The organism is Kiloniella spongiae, assembly GCF_001026905.1.
Lineage (GTDB): Bacteria > Pseudomonadota > Alphaproteobacteria > Kiloniellales > Kiloniellaceae > Kiloniella > Kiloniella spongiae.
Genome location: NZ_LAQL01000002.1, coordinates 372,180 through 394,460, shown reverse-complemented (window position 1 = coordinate 394,460; position 22,281 = coordinate 372,180). Strand labels below are relative to the sequence as shown.

General features: G+C 44.1%; 18 protein-coding genes and 1 tRNA gene. 14 read left to right on the top strand and 5 right to left on the bottom strand.

The window, feature by feature from the left end; all coding sequences use genetic code 11:
• Positions 1–173: 173 nt before the first annotated feature.
• Entirely contained in the window at positions 174–1,016 is an 843-nt protein-coding gene (locus tag WH96_RS01835) for a uracil-DNA glycosylase (protein ID WP_047762411.1), read from the bottom strand.
• Between the two features lie 464 nt (positions 1,017–1,480).
• On the opposite strand from WH96_RS01835, the gene WH96_RS01830 reads away from it, so the two are divergent.
• The 3 genes from WH96_RS01830 to WH96_RS01820 all read left to right on the top strand — a co-directional run bounded on the left by WH96_RS01830 (position 1,481) and on the right by WH96_RS01820 (position 6,008).
• On the top strand, positions 1,481–3,133 hold the full coding sequence (locus WH96_RS01830) for an electron transfer flavoprotein-ubiquinone oxidoreductase (RefSeq protein WP_047762410.1): 1,653 nt from the start codon (positions 1,481–1,483) through the stop codon (positions 3,131–3,133).
• A 193-nt stretch (positions 3,134–3,326) separates the two neighbouring features.
• Complete coding sequence (locus tag WH96_RS01825; protein WP_156176663.1) at positions 3,327–5,090, top strand: tetratricopeptide repeat protein; 1,764 nt, start codon at positions 3,327–3,329, stop codon at positions 5,088–5,090.
• An 18-nt stretch (positions 5,091–5,108) separates the two neighbouring features.
• On the top strand, positions 5,109–6,008 hold the full coding sequence (locus WH96_RS01820; protein ID WP_047762408.1) for a 4-(cytidine 5'-diphospho)-2-C-methyl-D-erythritol kinase: 900 nt from the start codon (positions 5,109–5,111) through the stop codon (positions 6,006–6,008).
• A gap of 65 nt (positions 6,009–6,073) precedes the next feature.
• Here WH96_RS01820 and WH96_RS21015 read toward each other — a convergent pair whose 3' ends face one another.
• A complete protein-coding gene (locus WH96_RS21015) occupies positions 6,074–6,946 on the bottom strand; it encodes a peptidoglycan-binding protein (RefSeq protein ID WP_053005553.1) in 873 nt (290 codons plus the stop codon).
• Positions 6,947–7,214: 268 nt separating this feature from the next.
• Between WH96_RS21015 and WH96_RS01810 the strand changes: the two genes are divergently transcribed.
• Positions 7,215–7,289 (top strand) — tRNA-Gln (locus WH96_RS01810).
• Between the two features lie 280 nt (positions 7,290–7,569).
• The gene (locus WH96_RS01805) at positions 7,570–8,253 is read left to right on the top strand and encodes a nitroreductase family protein (RefSeq protein WP_047762407.1); all 684 of its coding nucleotides are present in this window, start codon (positions 7,570–7,572) and stop codon (positions 8,251–8,253) included.
• Here the strand turns inward: WH96_RS01805 and WH96_RS01800 are convergent.
• The gene (locus tag WH96_RS01800; RefSeq protein WP_047762406.1) at positions 8,250–8,996 is read right to left on the bottom strand and encodes a GNAT family N-acetyltransferase; all 747 of its coding nucleotides are present in this window, start codon (positions 8,994–8,996) and stop codon (positions 8,250–8,252) included. The genes WH96_RS01805 and WH96_RS01800 overlap by 4 nt on opposite strands.
• Before the next feature lie 211 nt (positions 8,997–9,207).
• Between WH96_RS01800 and WH96_RS01795 the strand changes: the two genes are divergently transcribed.
• From WH96_RS01795 to WH96_RS01760, 8 genes are all read left to right on the top strand, one after another.
• Complete coding sequence (locus WH96_RS01795) at positions 9,208–10,107, top strand: fused MFS/spermidine synthase (RefSeq protein WP_047762405.1); 900 nt, start codon at positions 9,208–9,210, stop codon at positions 10,105–10,107.
• 95 nt (positions 10,108–10,202) lie between these two features.
• The gene (locus WH96_RS01790) at positions 10,203–10,643 is read left to right on the top strand and encodes a YaiI/YqxD family protein (protein ID WP_047762404.1); all 441 of its coding nucleotides are present in this window, start codon (positions 10,203–10,205) and stop codon (positions 10,641–10,643) included.
• A 47-nt stretch (positions 10,644–10,690) separates the two neighbouring features.
• A complete protein-coding gene (locus WH96_RS01785) occupies positions 10,691–12,487 on the top strand; it encodes a sensor histidine kinase (RefSeq protein ID WP_047762403.1) in 1,797 nt (598 codons plus the stop codon).
• Between the two features lie 448 nt (positions 12,488–12,935).
• A complete protein-coding gene (dctP, locus tag WH96_RS01780) occupies positions 12,936–13,970 on the top strand; it encodes a TRAP transporter substrate-binding protein DctP (protein ID WP_047762402.1) in 1,035 nt (344 codons plus the stop codon).
• 120 nt (positions 13,971–14,090) lie between these two features.
• Entirely contained in the window at positions 14,091–14,606 is a 516-nt protein-coding gene (locus WH96_RS01775) for a TRAP transporter small permease (protein WP_047762401.1), read from the top strand.
• A gap of 24 nt (positions 14,607–14,630) precedes the next feature.
• Positions 14,631–15,977, top strand: a complete 1,347-nt coding sequence (locus WH96_RS01770) for a TRAP transporter large permease (RefSeq protein WP_047762400.1) — start codon at positions 14,631–14,633, stop codon at positions 15,975–15,977.
• 372 nt (positions 15,978–16,349) lie between these two features.
• Entirely contained in the window at positions 16,350–17,375 is a 1,026-nt protein-coding gene (locus WH96_RS01765) for a TAXI family TRAP transporter solute-binding subunit (protein ID WP_047762399.1), read from the top strand.
• Between the two features lie 90 nt (positions 17,376–17,465).
• Positions 17,466–19,577 (top strand): TRAP transporter permease, encoded by a 2,112-nt coding sequence (locus WH96_RS01760; protein ID WP_047762398.1) that lies wholly within the window; start codon positions 17,466–17,468, stop codon positions 19,575–19,577.
• Between the two features lie 93 nt (positions 19,578–19,670).
• Here WH96_RS01760 and WH96_RS01755 read toward each other — a convergent pair whose 3' ends face one another.
• Positions 19,671–20,324, bottom strand: a complete 654-nt coding sequence (locus WH96_RS01755) for a hypothetical protein (protein ID WP_156176662.1) — start codon at positions 20,322–20,324, stop codon at positions 19,671–19,673.
• 189 nt (positions 20,325–20,513) lie between these two features.
• Between WH96_RS01755 and WH96_RS01750 the strand changes: the two genes are divergently transcribed.
• Positions 20,514–21,653 carry a DNA alkylation repair protein gene (locus WH96_RS01750; protein WP_204248095.1) on the top strand — a complete coding sequence of 380 codons (1,140 nt, stop codon included), beginning with the start codon at positions 20,514–20,516 and terminating at the stop codon, positions 21,651–21,653.
• A gap of 98 nt (positions 21,654–21,751) precedes the next feature.
• On the opposite strand, the gene WH96_RS01745 is transcribed toward WH96_RS01750, so the two are convergent.
• The gene (locus WH96_RS01745; protein WP_047762395.1) at positions 21,752–22,234 is read right to left on the bottom strand and encodes a copper chaperone PCu(A)C; all 483 of its coding nucleotides are present in this window, start codon (positions 22,232–22,234) and stop codon (positions 21,752–21,754) included.
• Between the last annotated feature and the right edge of the window lie 47 nt (positions 22,235–22,281).

Sequence of the window (22,281 nt, the reverse complement as noted above, 5' to 3'; positions counted from 1 at the left end):
TCTTAGTGATGTCCCCGTTAACCATAATAGAAAATAGTTAATTGTGGCTTCTGGGGCAATAGCTCTCAATTACGTCAAAAATTTGTCTAGAATTTTAATTACACCTGTTCTCCTTACGAAAGAGTGAAGAAGCTGCACTTAATTTCTCTCTTTATAGAAGGAGTTAAGGTGATTTATGCAAGTTTAGATTTGATTTCACGCAGATCCTGCCATGCCAGAGCTTTTTGCCGAGGGGTGTTGAGTAGCATATGGGGCGCAAAAGTCGCAATGGTTGGAATGATCTCACCTTTTGGTGTGCTGTATTCGAGCCACTTCCCTCTTTGACGGAGCAAACTGGCATCGGGATCAATGAAACCTCTCAAAGTACTTTCCCCCATAAGAACGAGTGCTTTGGGAGCGACGAGCTCTATCTGACGATCAATAAAAGGCTTGCAACAGGCAAGGTCATTGACGGTTGGTTTTTTATCACCTGGGGGGCGCCAGAAAACGCAGGAACTCAGATAAACGTCCTCTATGTTGAGGTCGATTGCCTTGAGCATGTTTATCATAAGCTTGCGGTTCGATCCGGCTACGGTTTTACCTTCACGATCTTCATCGGCACGAGGAGCACCCATAATAATCATTAAGTTTGCTTTAGAGGGCGTTTGATCAAAGACAGTATTAATTGCCGTTTTTTTCAATGAACAGCCATCAAAGGAAGCGAGGGCGTTTGCCAGATCGGGTAAATTGTTGGCGCTACTCGCGATCTTCTGAGCTTCGTTTAATGTTTTTTGAAGCGATTGAAGAACGCGTTTGGCTGCTGCTTTTGGTGGGACAGGTGGTGCGGCTTGGACACCAGGCTTTGTGATCTGGGAGGAAGTGTTAGGTGTTTGGGATTTTTTTGCGGCCTGAGTTTGTTCCTGACTGAGTTCATAGCTGTCTATGGCGATATCACTAATAGCTTCATCGACCCCGGCATCAAGTTGCCAGGTTAGAGCTGCTAATAATTCGTCTCGCGTCCAATCTTCGGCGGTCATATTTCTTTATCAAACGTCCCAATTAAAATTCTTCGGCCAATTAAAATTCTTTGATTCGTGGCCCAATATCCAGCGGAGCATGGAAGACATGCTGACTAATTATTATTGCCGGATTGATTTTATTTAAAGCAAAGATTGCTGTTGATCCATGGATGTTTGTAAAATGTATGACTTTTCTTGTAATAATTGTTTGCCTGTATTGTGCCTCGTTTCATATGCCTATGGATTTTTGCAAATCCTTTTCGTAGTTTTTGATTGTTCTGTGTCGTTATTGTTAAATTGCTGCAGCGCGATAATATCTATAAATTGATGCTGAAAACTATGTGCAGGTGATAATTTCATCGCAAAATAATAAAAATATGTGGCTACTTGTGGATTTTTGTTGAATCATGTGGCTGATTGTAATTTGAGGGGAAGCGGCGAGATAAGCCGCAAAGCTCACGGCTCGAATTGGAGAGAGGGCTATGGAACGCGAATTTATGGAATACGACGTTGTTATTGTCGGGGCGGGGCCAGCTGGTTTGTCCGCAGCAATTAAACTACGTCAGTTGTCTGCGGAACAGGGAAAAGAAGTCTCGGTCTGTGTGTTGGAAAAGGGCTCAGAGGTCGGGGCGCATATTTTTTCGGGCGCTGTGTTCGAACCGCGAGCGTTGGATGAGCTTATTCCGGACTGGAAAGACAAAGGTGCGCCACTTAATGCTCCTGTTTCTGACGAGAAATTTATGCTTCTCAGTGAAAAGGGATCAGTAGATCTTCCTGTTGCTTTGCTTCCTAGCCAAATGCATAACGATGGTAATTATGTCATTTCTTTGGGTAACTTATGTCGCTGGCTCGGTGAACGCGCCGAAGAACTAGGTGTTGAAATTTATCCCGGTTTTGCAGCTTCAGAAGTGGTTTATCATGAAGATGGTCGCGTAAAAGGTGTTGCCACTGGTGATATGGGCATCAGTAAAACGGGTGAGCAAAAAGATTCTTACATGCCGGGCATGGAACTGCATGGCAAGTACACTTTCTTTGCCGAAGGTTGTCGTGGATCCCTCAGCAAAGGTTTGATGGAAAAGTTTGATCTGAGAGAAAACTGTGATCCTCAGACCTACGGCATCGGCATGAAAGAGCTTTGGGAACTTGATCCAGCCAAGCATAAATCTGGAACTGTTGTTCATACCGCCGGATGGCCGATGAAAAGCGATACCTGGGGCGGGTCGTTCATTTACCATCTTGAAAATGGTCAAGCTTATGTCGGCTATGTAGTTGGCTTGGATTATGAAAATCCACATCTGTTTCCATTTGGTGAATTCCAGCGTTTCAAGATGCATCCAGCAATCGCTGAAATGCTCGAAGGTGGTAAGAGAATTTCATACGGTGCGCGTGCTCTGAACGAAGGTGGTTTACAATCTGTACCAGACCTCGCATTCCCTGGTGGTGCTTTGATCGGTTGTTCGGCTGGTTTCCTGAACGTTGCCAAAATCAAGGGAAGTCATAACGCAATGAAGACGGGTATGCTTGCTGCGGAAGCTGCTTTTGATGCGGTGACTGCTAGTGAGGAAACGCCGCCTGTTCTTTCTGCCTATCCTGATGCATATAAAAAGTCGTGGGTTTACGAAGAACTATATGCAACCCGAAATTTCAGACCAGCTTTCAACAAGTTTGGTTTGTGGGGATCGATGCTTTACTCGGGTATTGATCTCAAGGTCTTTGGCGGCAAACTACCATGGACGTTCAAGCATAAACATCATGATCATGAATGTCTGAAACCCGCCGCTGACATGCCTAAAATTGATTACCCGAAACCAGATGGGAAACTTTCGTTTGATCGCCTTTCTTCTGTCTTTATATCAGGGACAAATCATGAGGAAGATCAACCGGTCCATTTAACGCTAAAAGACACTTCTGTGCCGATTTCCCACAATCTGGCAATTTATGATGCACCGGAACAAAGGTTCTGCCCGGCAGGTGTCTATGAAATCGTTCGGGATGACGATGGCAATAATCCGCAGCTACAGATCAACGCACAAAACTGTGTGCACTGTAAAACCTGTGACATCAAAGATCCGACCCAAAATATTAACTGGGTCACACCAGAAGGTGCTGGGGGACCAAATTATCCGAATATGTAGGCCAAAGATACTAAGGTAATCGGATTCTTATCCGGTATAAGAGTCCTTTAAATTTAGAAAAACTGACCACTTTAATAGATAAGGTGGTCAGTTTTTTTATGTAGTCACTTTATATTGTGCAGCAGGTGCTTGGCCTTAGGCATTTAGAGGGGTAGACTGCTGTCACTTCTTGTCTGGCGAAGAGGAGGACAATTTGCCTCGCCATGGCTCTATGTTCGTAAAACAATATTTACAACGCTTTATTTTCTCTGCAGGAACAGCGCTTATTCTTGGCGCGTGTACAACTGCTCAGAGTGATACCGATGGTAAGCAAGGTTACGCTGATCTTGGTGCTGAACATCCTATTGTGCGGGCCAATAGCTCTGCATCGGGAACTTATTTGGCAGGACTTGTCGCGGGTCATAATCGTGATTATGAGATTGCGACCGAGCTTATGCTCCATGCATTAGAAGCATCACCAGAGGATCCACGTCTCCTTGCCCGTTCATTTTTGCTCACGGCAAGTACCGGGCGTGATGATGAGGCGTTAGATTTGGCAAAACGGTTGCTCGATGTCTCTCCACAACAATCTCTAGCTCATTTGGTCCTTGTGATAGATGCGGTCGAACGTGAAGATTGGGATGCTGCAAGAGAGCGAATTGAAGCAACGCCGGATGTTGGTGTTAATACGATTCTAGAGCCAATGTTCTCGGCTTGGACTGATCTTGCGCAAAATGATCTTGATAAAGCATTGGAGAATTTGGAGCCACTTTCAAAAAAAGAAGGTTTTCAATCTCTTTATGGGATTCAAATTGCGCTTTTGAAGGACTTAGGCGGACGCCCGGATGATGCGCGTAAAGATTATTTGGCGTTGTTGGGTGCATCTGAGCAACCAACACTGAGACAGGTTAACATTGTTGCTGATTTCCTCAGTCGCCAGGGTGATAAAGAAGCTGCGCGTGGACTAATCTCAACCTATCTGGAACAAGATCCGGAAAATGCGATTGCTGCTCATGCGTTGACCCGGTTGGATTCTGATGAAGAATTACAAAGAATCATTTCCAAGCCCGGCGATGCTTTTGCTGAAATCCTTTTTGGATTTGCCAGCTTGCATGCGCAGGAGAAGGCTTATGATACTGGCCTAGTCTATGCAAATCAGGCTTTGAAACTACGTCCGGATTACGAAGAAGCAAAGATTCTCGTGGGCGAAATTATGCAAACACAAGGCCGTAGTCGTGCGGCGATTGATCTCTATAAAACGATCCCGTTGGATTCTCCTTATGCTTGGACAATAGGGCTGAGAATTGCGGATGAATTGGATGCTTTGGGGCAGGAAGAAGAAACTCTTGTTGCTTTGGCGCAGCTAGAAGACCTTCGTCCGGAACGCTTTGAGCCTCACCTTCGAAAAGGCAATATGCTACGGGCATCAGAAAAGTATGCGGAAGCGGCTGACGCTTATGGTGAAGCCATTAATCGGATTGATGAAAATGATAGCCGCTATTGGTCATTGTTCTATTTCCGTGGCATTGCGTACGAGCGTATTAAGAAGTGGCCAAAGGCTGAAGCTGATTTTCTAAAGGCGCTGGAATTGTCACCCGATCAACCACATGTGTTGAACTATCTGGCCTATTCCTGGGTCGAGCTGGAAAAAAATCTGGAAGAAGCCGAAGACATGTTGATCAAGGCGGTGGAACTTCGTCCTGATGATGGATATGTCGTTGATAGTCTGGGGTGGGTATATTACCGCCTCGGGAAGTTTGATGAGGCCGTTAAGTATCTGGAAAAAGCCATTGAACTTAAAGCTGAAGATCCTGTAATAAATGATCACCTAGGGGATGCCTATTGGCAGGTTGGACGCAAGCATGAAGCGCGATTCCAGTGGCGGCGTGCTCTTAGCTTCGAACCTGAAGAAGAGCAGGTCGAGTTGATTCGAATCAAGATCGATCAAGGCATCGTTGGCGATACATCTGAGATTTAATGGGATAGATCCGTTTCGATGAAACAGATTATCGAATTTGCCCCTGCAAAGATAAATTTATCTTTGCAGGTTACTGGGCAACGGGGGGATGGCTATCATCTTCTGAAAAGCTTGGTGGTTTTTGCCAACATTGGCGACCAACTTTTTATAGAGCCATCTTCTGATTTCTCTCTCCAAGTTACAGGGCCTTTCGGCAGCGATTTGGCTGGAGCGAGTGATCACGAGGCTAGGAATTATTGGATCAGTCGTGATGATGATAATCTTGTCATCAAAGCTGCACGTAAACTTCAAAAGTTTTTAGGCGTTGATAAAGGTGCGACCATAACGCTAGAGAAAAATTTACCTATATCATCTGGTATTGGTGGCGGATCGGCAGATGCAGCTGCAACCATTAGAGGGCTTTTGAGGTTGTGGAATGTTGATCCCGAGGCGATTGATAATCTTGATAATCTCGCACTCGAAATCGGAGCCGATGTTCCTGTCTGTTTAAGGGAGAGATCGTCATGGATGGAAGGTGTGGGGGACGTTTTAAAAACAGGACCTCGGTTACCTGATCTTTTCTGTGTACTCGTTAATCCAGGATGTCCGGTGTCCACACCGCAAATTTTTAGAGAATTGAAAGGCCAGTTCTCACAGGCTGTGCCCGAATTGCCTAAGACATGTTATCTACCAGAGTTAATAGATTATCTGAACTTTTCTGGTAATGACTTGGCGGCTCCTGCACAACGATTGGAGCCAATAATCTCTGATAGTATCAGGTCCTTAAAAGACAGACCAGATTGCCTTTTTGCAGGGATGTCCGGAAGTGGTGCGACTTGTTATGGTCTCTATGAAGGTCAAGTTGCTGCCAGGATGGCTGCGGCAGAAATTAGAAACACTCGCAAGGAGTGGTGGGTACAGCCCGCTGTATTGAGTTAGTGGTAAACAAGGTGTGTTCTTACCGAGAGGGAACACACCTCACTTATTTCGAGTTGATTTGTTCGTTAATTGCTAAGCATTTCATCGACTGCTTTTAGCTCGTCAAGTAAATCTGGCGTTGGTTTTCCATCCACCTGAAGACCTGAAATTTCTTGGAATAGGCTAATTGCAGCTACAGCTTCGTGGTCAATCTCACCATCGATCCGGCCTGGGTCAAAGTTCAGGTCTGCAAGCAATCCTTCAATTTCCTTTAACTGTTCAACACGCATGCCATAGGGTGAGCTGGCATTTGGATTTGGATCATCTGTCGCCTTTACGACTGTCGGCGGAGTTTCGTCGGTGTGTTCTGTAAGAATTGAATCTTTACCGATCAAGAACACCACTAGTACGCCAAGGAAAAGTACCGCCGCAACCGTGATCATTTTTGCAAGTGAATAGCCCTTCTTTGGGCGTGTTATGGCGTTTTTGGGATCCGCTGTTGGGGATTTGATGTTTCCTTTGGGGGTACGGATATTTTTTTCAGAGTTTGCTGACCCTATTTTTGTATCTGTTTTATTTGTTGTTCCTGACATAGAGGGTGCAGTTATTTTTGGTGCACCTTTTGTGGATGCGCTTGTGGGCTCGGACTTGCTTTTTTCCGGAACTCTTTTTGCTTTTGTCGTAACTGTTTTAGCGACAGGGCCTGTCTTTTTCTGAGAGTTAGACGCTTTTTCGTTCTCTGCTGATTTTGAATCTGCAGAAGTGCTCGCTTTCGCAACTGCTTTTTTTGCTGTGGTTGCTTTCTTTGCAGCAAGCTTCTTTGTCGAAGTTGACGTGTTTTTTTCTTGAGGCTTCGACTTGGCAGATGATTTTTTCGCAGTGGTCTTGCGTGTCGTCTGCTGGCGCGATTTGCGGCTGGTTGGCTTTTCGTCTTCTGACTTAAGCTTATCGTCGCTCATCAATTCCAGTTCCCTGTGTTTTAGATTCGGCGTTTCAAGAGCAAGAATTGCTCCGGGTGGGTGCCTTAATTGGCATGTTTTATCTGATCACCCCTCACTATTTTAAATAAGGATAATCAATATCAGGGTAAGGGGTAAAGCATTCAGGTTTAAAAGAGGTAAATATCCGTAAAGAATGATAAAAAAAATAATTAAAAAAATGTGATAAAAAATAGCATTCGACCATTGACTTCCTCGGAAGTAACGCTATTTTCTCTCCCACATCTGATGGGACGTCGCCAAGTGGTAAGGCACCGCTTTTTGGTAGCGGCATTCGCAGGTTCGAATCCTGCCGTCCCAGCCAACGAAAAAGATCCCTTTTTAGGGGTCTTTTTCTTTTTTAGAATGATGCTCACGGGTGTATTTTTCATAACTAACTGCATATCGATTTTAACTTGTTCTCTGTATTGATACAGATTTGATCTCCTCCTAGGTATACATGCCGGGATCTGGTCATTTTTCCTAACTGTGTTAGTCTTTTGAAAAATCTTATTGAGGAAGCGATCCTAAGCATCTTTCTGAGTATTGGATATAGGGGGAATCGTTTCTATCGTTTCAAGATAAAGAGATTGGGGATAGGCGTTATGTCTGCAGAGTTTCGAGTCGTACCGTTTGCCGGGTTACCTGACTATTCAGAAGAAAAAAGGTTGCAATGTTCTCGTGACTTCCTTCAGTTGATGCAGGGGCGTCGAACGATCCGGGATTTCTCGTCAAAGTCAGTTGACCGGAAGATCATTGAAAATGCTGTTCAGGCAGCCGGCTTGGCCCCATCTGGAGCTAACAAGCAGCCCTGGCATTTTGCTATTGTCAGTAATCCGGAGATGAAACGAAAAATACGGAAAGCTGCGGAAGTTGAAGAGGAAGAGTTCTATGCCGGAAAGGCTGGTGAAGTCTGGCTAAAGGATTTGGCGCCGCTTGGAACTGACCCCAATAAACCCTTTTTAGAAATTGCACCCTATCTGATTGTTGTTTTCCAGCAGAATTATGACATTGATGCCAATACGGGCGAGAAAATCAAACATTATTATATACAGGAGTCAGTGGGACTAGCGTGTGGTTTTCTGATCACGGCCTTGCACAATGCCGGTTTGGCAACCCTGACCCACACGCCTAGTCCGATGGGTTTTTTGAGAGAATTATTAGGCCGGCCCAAGCATGAGAAACCAGTTATGATCATTGTTGCAGGGCACCCATCAACGACAGCAACTGTTCCCGAAGAAGCCTTAAATAAAAAAAGCCTCAATGTTATTTCAAGTTGGTTTGATTAAGTTATGGATTTAGTCGTTTGCGCAGCCTGTTCTTGCCGGATCTCTTTGACAAAATCGGATAAGCTGGTGAGCTGTTGACTATCAGCTGTAAAGTTATCTTTAGCAAGCCAGCGAGAAAAAGCCTGATCCATGATGGGCCATTCGTGATCAAGAATAGAGAACCAGGCTGTATCTCTGTTTCTTCCTTTGACGACTCCTGCTTGTCTGAAAGTGCCTTCGTAGGTAAAGCCTAAACGTTTTGCAGCAATTTTTGAACCTTCGTTCAATGCATTGCATTTCCATTCGTAGCGCCGATAACCAAGTTCAACAAAAACATGACGCATCATTAGATACATTGCCTCTGTCGCCATAACCGTTTTTTGGAGCGCAGGGGAAAAGTTAATATGGCCAACTTCTAAAGAGCCTGCTGTTGGTGTGATACGAAGATAACTTGCGACACCAAGTGCTTTGTCCGTTTTTTTATCAACGATTGCATAAAAAAGCGGATCGCTTTTTGCTGCCATATCTATAACCCACTCTTGATAGCTTTCGAGTTTGTCAAATGGACCATAGGCAAGATAGGCCCATATTCCATCCTCTTTGCTAAGAGAGTTTGCTTCAAAGAGATCTTCTGTATGGCGAAGAGGATTTAGTTTCTCCAGTTTACAGTAATGACCGTCCATTATCATGAGAATCGGTCGCTTAGGTTCTGTCCAATTTTTCACAATTGGGCCGATTGGCTGGCCGAGAGAATTCGTACACATTTTTTGTCATCCGTATGGTGGTGTTGCCTGTAACTAGTCCTGAAACGGATCCCATAAAACGGATCTGGCTTGTAGGGCCATTTGTTAATTAATAATAGAGCCGCTTTATAAGCTGAGAGTACCATTAATATTGCCTGATACATTCTCTATGATTGTGTAGCTGGTCGTGCTTTACTATACGTCGTTGATATTTTTGAATGGGGGCGAGCAGTTGGCTGATAAAATTGATTTTAGTACATGGTGGCATGAAGATCCCGGGGCGATTGGCTTTACGCATGCTATGAAGATGGAGCTTTTGCACAGCGAGCAAAGTCCGTTCCAAAAAATTGAAATTTATGATCACAAGGATTTCGGACGTGTTCTGATTTTGGATGATCTAATCCAGGCATCAGAAGCGGATGAGTTTATCTATCATGAGATGGCTGTTCATGTCCCCGTGCTGGGACGTAAGCGGGAGAACTTGCGCGCGTTAATTGTTGGTGGTGGTGATGGAGGGCTGCTTCGGGAACTCCTGGTTCATGGCAATATTGAGAAGGTTGTTATGGCTGAAATAGATCGCCGTGTTATTGAACTTAGCAACGAATACTTGGCGATTAACGGGGATTATGATGATCCCCGGGTTGAATTGATCTGTGATGATGCCGCACGATATGTCATCGAGGCATTGGATCGAAAAGAACAATTTGATCTTATCTTCATGGATATTACTGAGCCAGTGGGACCGTCAGCCAGTCTCTTTACTGAAGAATTTTTGGATAACTTGGTTGCCATTCTTAAAGATGACGGTGTTTGCATCGATTCTGATAGCGTCTTTATTGGGAAAGATCGTATCAGGTTCTTGCAGGAAGCCTCTAGTGAAGAAGATCACAGTTTACTCGAGATTATGCGCAGTGGTCGCTTCTTTCCCCACTTGGATGTCTATCGTTCGATTGTTCCGATGTATCCTGGAGCCGAATTCGGTTTTTTCCTCTATAGTAAAGATGGTTATAATTATTCAAACCCCTATGCCGAGCATGATGGCAAACATTATAATGCAGCGGTTCATAAAGGTGCTTTTGCTCTTCCAAACTGGTGGAAGAATGAACTGGGTTTTGACAAGAAGAATCAATAATTTGATGAATTAAATAGAATGGTTGCTTCTGATCAAAGCTCAGTATGGTTATTTAGATCTAATGCCCGAGATAGAAGTTTAAGACGGAGCACGCGGTGGAAATTTATGTAGATGGTGATGCCTGTCCGGTAAAAGATGAGATCGTGAAGGTTGCCGAACGGCATAACCTTCAGGTTCATATGGTGAGCAATACTTGGCTCAGATATGGTCGGCATCCTTTGGTCACATCAGTCGTCGTCCCCGAAGAGCCTGATGCTGCTGATATCTGGATTGCAGAAAATATTAAACAGGGGGATATCGCTATAACGGCGGATATTCCGCTCGCTTCCCGCTGTGTGGCAGAAGGTGCAAAGGTGTTAGACCCAAAAGGAAAAATTTTTACTGAAGATGCTATCGGAATGACATTGGCTGTCAGGGATCTAATGACAAACTTACGCGAAAGCGGTGAAGTGAAAAGCTATTCACCTGCTTTTACAAAACAGGATCGGTCGCGTTTTCTATCATCCCTTGATCAGCTTATTCATAAAAAACTGTAACAAAACTAAGATCTTTGATCAGCATGTTGCTATCCGCTTGAAATGATATGTCTTTAATACCCAAAAAAATCTCATGGAAAGTATTCTTACTCTGGTTAGGGGCTTTGGTATTTGGGGTTGCTGTTGTTTATGGGGCAGGGTACTGGGTCGGCCTTATTGCTACGCGTGATTTGTCTATCGTCGGGCAGGAAAGGTTGTCGCTGTATCAAGGAACATTACGCTCTGCGCTGGAAAAACATCGCTATCTTCCTTTTGTTCTTTCGAGGGATGAGGGGATAAAAAAGCTATTGAGTGAGAACGATGGGCGAGGAGGTGTCGCAATAGCAGTTAACCGTTCATTGAGAGCGACTAACCAAAAAGCAGAATCAGATGTCCTTTATGTTTTGAATAGCAAAGGTACCACACTTGCCGCTTCGAACTGGCTAGAGGATAGATCTTTTGTTGGGCATAACTATGCCTTTCGTCCTTACTATAAAGACGCCATTGAAGGCCGTGAGTCCGGTTTCTTCGCTGTTGGCGCAACAACAGGAGTGCCTGGCTACTTCATGTCCCACGCTGTTCACGATAAAACCGGGGTCAGAGGTGTTATCGTTGCAAAGGTTGATATGAGGCCCTTACAGCGACAATGGCATGATGGGGGTGAGCATGTCTTTGTGACAGATGAAAACGGGGTTGTTTTTCTTTCTAGCCGGGATGACTGGCGATATCGAACTATTTCCCCCGTAGATGATGTGGCTTTGGCCAATATCAGAGGGAACCGTCAATTTGGTGGCGCAGAACTATTACCCCTTAATCTAAGACTTCATAAAGTTTTTAATGGTGATGTTTTCGAAGTTGGAGGACAAAAGTACCTCGCTCTGAAACGGAATACAGGGAAACCTGGATGGGTTATGCATTTTTTGACTCCCCTGAATCTTGTCGAAGAGAAGCAGCGAACCGCATGGATTATCGGGGCTGTTCTGTTGACGTTGGTTTTTATGGGAAGCCTTTTTTTGCGTGAGCGTCGGGAAAAACTGAGATCAGCTCAACGGGCGCGTCAGGCAGATCGCTTTCAGATTATCAATAAAAAGCTACAGTTAGAGATTGACGAAAGAAAGCGAACGGAAACACAACTGCTTAAAACACAGGAAGACCTAGTCCAGACAGGGAAACTTGCGGCTCTGGGGCAGATGTCTACTGCGATTGCGCATGAGATTAACCAGCCTATGGCGGCAATAAGGACTTTCGCTGCGAGTGCCCGCTTACTTCTTGCCAAGGGGAAAAAAGAAAGCGTGAAGGAGTCTTTGGTAGAGATTTCTTCTTTGACCGAAAGAATGAGTAACATTACTGGCGAGCTGAAAAGTTTCGCTCAGAAGGCACCTGTTGAGTATCATGAAGTCGATCTGAGAGAAGCTTTAAATAACGCGATTAATTTGATGGAGACTGTTTGGAAGCCGGGCGAAATTAAGTTGCATTATCAGGATTTGGGTGCTTCGGTTTTTGTCAAAGGTGACCTTGTTCGCTTAGAGCAGGTTTTTGTAAACTTGTTGCGTAATGCTGCGGATGCCATGGAAGGTCAACGAGAGAAGAAAATTTCCGTTTATCTCCGGCATATTGACCAGCTTGCGATTGTGATTGTCGAAGATAATGGAACAGGTATCGATCCTAAAAATAAGGATCAAATTTTTGACCCCTTTTTTACGACTAAAGAAGTTGGGAAAGGCGTTGGTCTAGGTCTGTCGATCAGCTATGGCATCATCCAGGATTTTGGTGGCAGCATACGTGTAGAAAATACGGAAAAGGCCGGGGCCAGATTTATTGTTGAGTTTGAGGCTGTTGTTCCTTCATCCGCGCTTGCCTTATAAAAAGGTTGAAATCTTGGTGAAGTGTCGATTTTCTTCTTACATCGGCAGAAATTTAGATTTTTGTAAATTTCCACGCAATTAACCAAACCTATTCTTTGTAGATTATATTCGGCTCAATTGAGTTCAATATTGCGTAAATTGAACTTCAGAAATCATTTTTTTTACTAATTAAATCTTCGTAAAGCTTTACTCTTTCTCTGCATGAATCATGCGCAGATCCCAATCATAAAAATAATTATGGATTTGTATTTGAGCTGGGAGAGAAGGGCGAGGCAGATAACTTAGGAAAATAGTTACATGCTTTTCCAAAGTTATATTTAATTCCTGATTATTTTACAGCGTCAAATTTGATTCTTTTGATTCAATTCGCACCGACTTTGGGTGTGGCGAGTTGGAGTTTATCCGAAATAAACACCTTAACTCTATGGGCCAAATTTGAGGAATGAAAATGAAAATATTATTAGCAGGGCTGCTTTCAACTGTAATTAGTTTTGGGGCAAGCGCAGAGACATGGAAGTTTGCTTCAGAAGAGGATCGAAATGATGTTCAGGACATTTTTGCGCAAACTTTTGCGGATACGCTCAAAAAAGAATCAGATGGGGATATTCGTGTCAAAATCTACTATTACGGACAACTGGGCACAGAAAACGATATTGTTGAGTTAACTGCAAACGGTACTGTGCAATTCGTATCTGTCGGGACGGGACATTTGGGGTCTTATATTCCTGAAGTACAGGCTTTGAGTGTGCCCTATGTTTTGGGAACTGATACAGACACGGTTCGAAAAGTACTGACCGGCAGTAAAACAATTTATAATGATTTGGCGGATCGTTTCGAAGCGGCAAACCTAAAGCTGCTGACGATGATTTCCGAAGGTGAAATGGCTTGGGGCGCGAACAAAGCGATCCGTAGCCCTGAGGATTTCGCAGGTCAAAAAATCCGCACCTTTACATCGACCATCCCGGTAAAAACCTATGAAACATTTGGGGCAACACCAACACCACTATCGTGGGGTGAAGTTTATGGCGCACTTCAACTCAAAGCGATTGATGGCATGGTGAACCCGATTTACTTCATCTATAACGCGAAGTGGCATGAAGTTCAGGATTTTCTTATGTTCCCTGGGCAACAGCCGTACGTCGGTACTGTTTCTACCAATAGTAAATGGTTTAACGATTTATCCAAAGATAAGCAGGAAATGGTCCTTAAAGCCATTAAAGTTGCTGAGCAAGCTGCACATGATTATCAACTAAAAATCAATAAAGAAAACATGGACAAGATCATCGCAGAACGTCCAAACATGAAGATCGTAACGCTTAATGCTGAAGAGCGTGCCCGTTTCAAGGAGCTAAGCAAAGATTTGCATGGCACTTACTATGACATCGTTGAAAATGCCTATAGCGACGCAGAAAAAGCAGCTGCGCGTGATAATGCGAAGAAAATTCTGGAGAACCTGATCCAGGAAGTAAAAGAAGCCTCGTGATCGTGAGGCAATGATACTAAAAGCGTGAAACCACCTTGTATCGTCTGGTTTCACGCTTTTTGTCTTGAAATATTAACGCCTGGATCGCTTCGGGTGATCAGAACCCAGGGGTAAAAGCTTGTGAAATACTTATTTGAAAAAATTAATAAGCTCACAGAAACGCTAGAAAAGTTAGTCGTTTTTTCTTCGATATTGTTGATGATGGTGAATTCAACAGCTAATGCAATTGGGCGATATGCCTTTGATAAAAGTTTGTACTTCTCTGAAGAACTCAATCAGTTTTTGATTGTTGCTATTACCTTCATTGGTTTTGCGTATGCGGTTCGCATGGGCCGTAACATCCGAATGACTGCCCTTTATGACACCCTTGGGGCTGTGGTGAAAAAAGTGATATCCACTCTGATTTCACTCACGACAGGCATCTTGATGTTCTATTTGGCTTACAAGGCTGTGTTTTACGTGATTGAACTGCATGAAATCAATCGATTAAGCCCGGCCTTACAATTCCCTGTGTATATTATTTACGCCATCATTCCGCTGGGTTTGAGTGTTGCTGGGTTGCAATACTTAATCGCATTTCTGATGAACGTTACTCATAAAGAGATCTATCTCTCCTACGACGTTACAGACAGTTAAACGATAGATTTACGGTGGATCGCTATGAGTTCTTTAATGGGTTTTCTTTCAGATATTATTGCTGGTGAATTAGACATTTATGTCATCACTTTCACAATCGTTTTGGCGATGATTGTTTTGTTGTTTATGAGCTTTCCAATGATTGTTCCTTTGGTTGTTGGAACTCTTATTGGGTTGGTGCATTTTTCCGGTGTGGATACAGGTGTTATTATCCAGCAAATGGTGACGGGCATTTCGCCAAGTGCTTTGATTGCAGTGCCTATGTTTATCTTGGCTGCTGATATTATGACCAGGGGGCACACTGCGCATAATCTGTTGGGATTGATTCAGGCATTTGTTGGGCATATGCGAGGTGGTTTACCTATTACAGCTTGTATTAGCTGTACATTGTTTGGGTCTGTATCCGGTTCTACACAGGCAACTGTTGTCTCTGTTGGTCAGATTATGCGACCTAAATTATTGCAAGCTGGTTACAAAGACAGCTTCGTCATGGCACTTATTATAAATGCGAGCGATATTGCTTTTCTTATTCCACCAAGCATCGGCCTTATTCTTTATGGAACTTTGGCTAATACCTCTGTCGGAGAGCTTTTTATCGCGGGCATTGGTCCGGGGCTTGTTCTAACTTTTCTATTTTCTGCCTATTGTTATGTTTATAGCGTTTATCAGGGGGATTTGATTACTCTAGTCCCGAAAACGTCTTTTACGGAAAAGCTTCATTCAATTAAAAAAGCGCTGTTACCTCTGGGATTTCCGGCTCTGATTGTTGGTGGAATTTATTCGGGTGCCGTGACGCCAACCGAAGCTGCGTCTTTTTCTGTGCTCTATGCGATTATCGTTGAATGTCTGATTTATCGCGAACTTGGATATAAAGATATTGTTGATGCAGCTCTGAGCACTGGTTTGATTACGGCAGTTGTTTTTATTCTTGTTGGCACAGGACAGGCTTTTTCCTGGTACATTTCTTTTGAACAGATACCACAAGAGCTTTTGGCTCCACTTGATCTTGAAGCTGCCTCAAAGGAATACATCCTTTTCATTATCGCATTGAGCTTCTTCGTTGGCTGCATGTTTGTTGATTCCTTAGTGGTTTTGGTTATCTTGACGCCAATTTTTGTGCCGATAGTTGCAACTGCGGGGCTGGATCCTGTACTGGTCGGGGTGATGATCACGCTTCAGATGGCGATAGGCTCGGCAACGCCGCCATTTGGCTGTGATATCTTTACAGCGATAGCGATATTCCAAAGACCCTACATGGAAGTTATTCGAGGAACCTTGCCCTTTATTCTTATTTTGGGTGGAATGTCGGCCTTGTTAATTTTTGTTCCAGAGATATCGTTATTTCTTCGTGATCTGGCATTTAACGGATAAGCCTCTCTTGGTTAAGAAAGCGTAGATTGTTAGAATAAGGAATGGCTCTGAATGCCCGTTGTTTACACGCGGATTTCAGAGCCATTTCATTTATGAGTATGAAAAGCACTCTTGTGCGCGGAAAATTGCCGATCATTTGCTTCCTGTTCGGCAATTCTTCGCTTAAGTTTCTTTGAGTTAATTGAAAATTCTTTTTGTTTCAGCAGCTTGAGAAAAGTCAAATGTGGCATGCTCCTTGCCATATTAAACTTGAATTTATTTGTGATTCACTGTGCAATAAGAAAAATGTTGGCTTGGTTCCGACTGATCAAGTTATCGTAGATTCAAATAAGTGCAGTCATATTAATAATAAAATGTCTTAGGGAGGCTCTAATGAAAATGATGAAAGCAATTAAGGGTGTCGCTGCAGCTGCAACGATTTGCAGTGCGCTATCTGCTGGTGCTGTTGCTCAAGCCGCGGAAGCACGCGACTATCTGTTGGCGACAGCGAGTACTGGGGGAACGTATTATCCAGTAGGTGTTGCTATTTCCACTCTCGTAAAAGTTAAATTGCAGCCAAAACAGAAGATTGGTCTGTCTGCGATTAACTCTGCAGGTTCTGGAGAGAACGTGAAACTACTTCGTGAAGACGAAGCACAGTTTGCTATTCTTCAAGGACTTTATGGGTATTATGCCTGGAACGGCAAAGGTCCTGTTGAAAAAGACGGTCCGCAAACAAAAATGCGTTCTGTTTCCATGTTATGGCAGAATGTTGAGCAGTTCACTGTTCTGGCAGAGCATGCGAAAACAGGAACCGTTGCTGATCTTGCCGGTATGAAGGGCGAGAGCATGGCGCTGGGTAAAAAGAACTCAGGTACGATCGGTTCCAATACTGTTTTGCTGAAAAATCTGGGCGTTGATGCCGAAACTGATTACAGCCTTGTCCATGTTGGATATGGCCCGTCAGCTGATGCGCTTCAAAATGGCCAGGTTGCTGGTATGGGGACACCTTCTGGTCCACCAACTGGTGCTGTAACCAAAGCAATGGCCGCTATGGGCGACAAGATTACACTTCTGGGCTTTACTGCTGAACAGGCAAAGCAGGCTGATGGTGGTCTTGGTCTTTGGACGCCATACACAATTGCGGCAGGTACTTATCCTGGTCAGGAAAAAGATATCACGACCATCGCCCAGCCAAACTTTCTTGCTGTGCGGGATGACGTAGATGAAGATGCTGTGTATCAAATCACAAAAACAATCTACGAAAACTTGCCTTTCCTTAACGCGATCCACAAAGCGACCAAAGCAATGAGTACAGACGCTGCTTTGGCTGGTCTGCCAGTGCCACTGCACCCTGGTGCTGCTAAGTACTACAAGGAAATCGGCATTGATATTCCCGCAAACCTAATTGCGAAATAATCAGCTGAAATTGTAATATTTCAATGCTTTATCGGGCGCTCGAGATTTCGGGCGCCCGTCTTATAAGTACGCTTTTCTTTCGGGGAAATCATGTCACAAGAAACAAACGCACCAGAAGTCGAGTTGGGCGAACACGAAGCTATTGTTCGTGGTGAAGATGGATGGATTGGCAAGGTCGTTTTTGGGCTAGGGGTGCTTATCTCCCTGATGCATATCTATTTTAACGTCTTTGCCGTGATACCCGGGCTTTGGCAAAATGCGCTGCACTTTGCCGGTTTCGTTCTGATGGGGGCTTTAATCTATCCCATGGTCGGAAAGGGGAAGAGCAAAGGCCTGCTTTTCATTGATATTTTAATCGGCTTACTCGGTGCTTTTGCTGCGCTTTATATCATTTTTAAGGAAGATGCTATCTATGAACGTGGAGTACATCTAGATACATCAGAAATAATATTTGGGTGCATTCTTATTGTTGTAACAATTGAATTTACACGTCGAACAACAGGATGGATTATCCCAATTTTGATTATTTTAGCTCTTACCTACCTTGGCTGGTGGGGGGCTTTGATTGATGGGGTTTTCAAATTTAAAGGCTTAGGTGGCGAAACTATTCTCTTTAGGAGTATTTTTAATGATGATGCTCTTTTCGGTAATATAGCAAGAATTTCGTCAACTTTTGTTTTCATGTTTATTCTCTTTGGTGCTTTTCTCGTTCGTTCTGGTGCTGGAGATTTTATCATTGACCTTGCTCGTGTGATTGCGGGGCGTAGTGTGGGTGCTCCAGGACTCGTTGCTGTTTTTGCTTCTGGATTGACAGGAACTATTTCTGGCTCAGCCGTTGCCAATACAGCATCGACAGGGGTGATTACTATCCCCTTAATGAAAAAGGCAGGTTTTCCCGCGCGTTTCGCAGGGGGAGTCGAAGCGGCTGCTTCCACAGGGGGGCAACTTATGCCACCGATTATGGGGGCGGGCGCCTTTGTAATGGCAAATTATACTCAAATTCCTTACACAACGATTATTGCTGTGTCGTTTTTACCAGCAATCCTCTATTTTGCTACCGTGGCTTTCTTTGTCCGAATGCAAGCAAAGCGGAGTAATGTACAGGTTGCCGAAGTAGATATACCGACAGCGAAGGAAGTTTTGAAACGAGGCGGTCTTCCTTTTCTTTTACCAATAACGTTGTTGATCACGTTACTAACAATTGGCTACACCCCTACCTACGCTGCGGGATATGCCATTCTCGGCGTTATTGTTGCATCTTGGGTTACACCCAACAAAATGGGAATTCGTGCCGTTTTAGAAGCATTGGCTTTGGGTGCAAGAAACATGGTTATGACTGGAATACTGCTTTGTGCAGTTGGCCTGATTGTAAATGTGATTATAACAGCTGGAATTGGTAGTACCTTCTCTTTGATGATTGCAAGTTGGTCAGGTGGTAATCTTATTATTGCAATGGTACTTATTGGGATAGCTTCTCTTGTTCTCGGGATGGGATTGCCAGTAACGGCATCTTATATTGTTCTTGGTACGATATCTGCTCCAGCTCTTTTTGCCCTTATCGCTGATGGTATGTTGGTTGATATCATTGCTTCTGGTTCTTTAAATGACGAAGCCAAGGCGATTTTTATGCTGGCGGCCCCTGAACGTCTTGCTGAAATTGGCTTACCGATGTCCACAGAGGCTGCTAAAGAGATTCTTGCATTGGTACCAGTAGATATGTCGGAAACTTTGCGAGAAATGGTGTTAGATAAGGATACCAAGCTCTATGCGTTGTTATCTGCTCATATGATCATATTTTGGTTATCACAGGATAGTAACGTCACACCTCCGCTTTGTTTGACGGCCTTTGCAGCCGCAGCAATTGCAAAATCGCCGCCAATGGCAACTGGAATTCAAGCTTGGAAGGTGGCTAAAGGCCTTTATATCGTTCCGCTGCTTTTTGCCTACACACCATTCTTGGGTGGCGAATGGCACGAGGTCCTCATGATCTTTGGCTTCTCGTTGGTTGGCCTTTATGCCTTTACCGGGGCACTACAGGGCTATCTGGAAGAGAAGCTGAACTGGATAGAACGAGCCGTGGTCTTTGCTCTGGGGGCCGGATTACTGTGGCCTTTGGGATGGGAAATTCATCTTGCTGTTTTGGCTGTATTTGCTCTCTTTTTCTTGTGGAATAAGAAAAGCGGCAGTGTTGTCCGTGTATAGGTGAGAGATAATATTGCATCGTGCAAAGATAGAAAGGCCGGTATTAATACCGGCCTTTCTATCTTTTGGAGGGGGGCTTGGAGTATGATTTTACTACTTAGTACTTTTTATAATTAAATCCATCTGCTCTGTGGCAATGTTTAGACCGCCTTCATGATGATACCAGACTATACGTCCGTCTTTATCCAAGTCTTGTCCGATAAAGAATGCTTTGGTTAATTCCTGTAGTTTTAGTACGTGAGGAGCTGCTACTTCGCTCGTTTTGCTGGCGAGTATTAACTTTGAAAGCTTTAGTGCTTCTTCTGCGCGGCGTGTTGTGTTGCGCCCAACTGATGCAACCATAACACCGGAAACGCGGACAATATCACTGGCGTCTTCTGAATCTGAAGCCAACTCAGCATGTGTCGCAACACCTTCCGATGCTTTTATCAAGCCATAACCAAGTCCGGGGCCCTTTGTTTCCTGTGCAGGATCAAGGGCGTGTAAAACGTGACGGGTATGGAGTTGCATGGAACTGAGATCTTTTAAATCTGATGTGGCGAAGCCAGCATGAGTTTTGGCGACTTCAGCTTCTGCTGTGGCAACGGGCAATAAGCCTTGTTCTTGTGGCGTGTCCGCCCAGTGAGTCATGACATGGTCTACATGCTTTAAGGCGTCGTTTGCAGCCGCAGACAAGCTCATCGCTCCAGTAAGGATGCCAGCGATCATATACACGGTTGAATGTCGTAGGTAGGGTTTGAGCATCATTGTTTTCCAGCAATATCTAGGGACTGTTCAGGTTCTTATATCATCCTACAGGAGCCACCTGTAATGACGAGCAAACTATACTCAATTTGTTGTGAATTGGTGCTGCGAAGACCTACTGACACAATGCTGTCAGTAGGGGTGCTTTAAAAGAAGCGTAGAAAAGAAATTTACGCATCAGGCAGGATCATTATGGAGCCGTTTAAAGAAGTTTTTAATCGCCAATCTATTTCTAAAATGGCTGAACACTTAAATGCTCGGCAATGCGGATTTGACCAAGAGGGGTTTATTGCCTTCGCAACGGAAGGCTTGAGTGAGTTTGAGCTAAAGCAACGATCTGAACGTATTACGGAGGCGCTATATAAATATCTACCGGATGAGTTTTGCCGTGCGGCTGAAATCTTGCTAGCGATATTGAATCCGGAAGAGAATATTTCTATTAGTGATCAAGGAACGTCAGATAAAGGTGTATCCGGGTGGTTGGTGATGCCAATGTGCCACTATGTTGCACTCTATGGCAAAGGTCATTTTCATCTGTCGATGGAATTGCTAAAGGAAATGACAAAGCGGTCAAGTTCTGAATTTGCCATTCGATATTTTTTACTTTCCGCACCAGAGGAAACGATGGCTGAAGTTCTGACTTGGGCTGATGATGAGAATTACCATGTTCGTCGGTTGGCATCAGAAGGATCACGTCCCCGGTTACCTTGGGCCATGCAGTTACCTGGTTTTATCAAAGACCCGACACCTCTGCTTCCTCTTTTGGAAAAGCTTCGGGATGATCCCGAAGAGTATGTACGACGCTCAGTTGCGAATAATCTAAATGATATCGCAAAAGATCACCCTGATCTCGTGGCTGATATCGCGAGGAAATGGATGAAAGGTGCGTCGAAGGAACGGAAAAAGCTCATTCGTCATGCTTGTCGAACACTTATTAAGTCGGGGCATAAGAAATGCTTGGAAGCTTTGGGTTATAAAGATGCTCAAGTGGAGCTTGCCGATTTTAGTATGCTGACGCCATCAGTGATCTATGGCAAAGGATTGGAGTTCGAAGTGACAATGAATTCTGTAAGTGATGAGGATCAGGCACTTATTCTTGATTTTGTTATTCACCATCGAAAAGCCAATGGAGGGACGTCGCCGAAAGTTTTTAAATGGAAAACATTTAACCTTGCTGCGAGGTCTAAGCACAATGCCAAGAAGCGGCATAGCATCAAGCCGATAACCACGCGCAAGTATTACCCGGGACTTCATCAAGTTGAAATTATTGCAAATGGAAAGTCACTGGGAATTAAAGATTTCGAATTGGTTATGCAACAATCCTGTGCATAAGCTGTTATCTGTGGGCAAAGAAAAAGCCGAGCTTTTAAAAGCTCGGCTTTTTGATAATTTGAACCTATTATAGCTAAGTGGTTTTTTTAGTGATCACTCTAGTGGTTGCTGTGGTCATCTGTCTTTTTCAAAGCACCACCTTTTTCAATGTGAACCATGATATCAACGCTGCCAGCTTTTTCGAAAGTTAGCGTTAGCGGGAACATTTCGCCTTCTTTCAAGGGCGCGTTAAGACCCATCATCATGATATGGAAACTACCCGGTTTTAGCTCTACCATTGATCCTGCTGAAACAGGAATACCACCTTCAACTTCACGCATTTTCATAACGCCATCGACCATGGTGTGAGAATGCAATTCAACACGTTTAGCAACAGTACCGGCAGCAGCAACAAGCTTGTCATCTTCAGCGCCCATGTTGTGTAGTGTCAGGAAAGATGCACCGTTTTTCATTTGACCGAGAGTGGCACGCGCCCATGGTTGTTTAACCATGACATCGCCGGTTTTGTAATCTTTTGCAGCAGCCAAGCCAGAAAAAGTAAGGGCAAGCAGAGCTGTTAGAGTAACGAGAATTTTTTTCATGATGACCTCATGTTGTTTTTCATATTGTTTTCCGGGCCAAAATGACC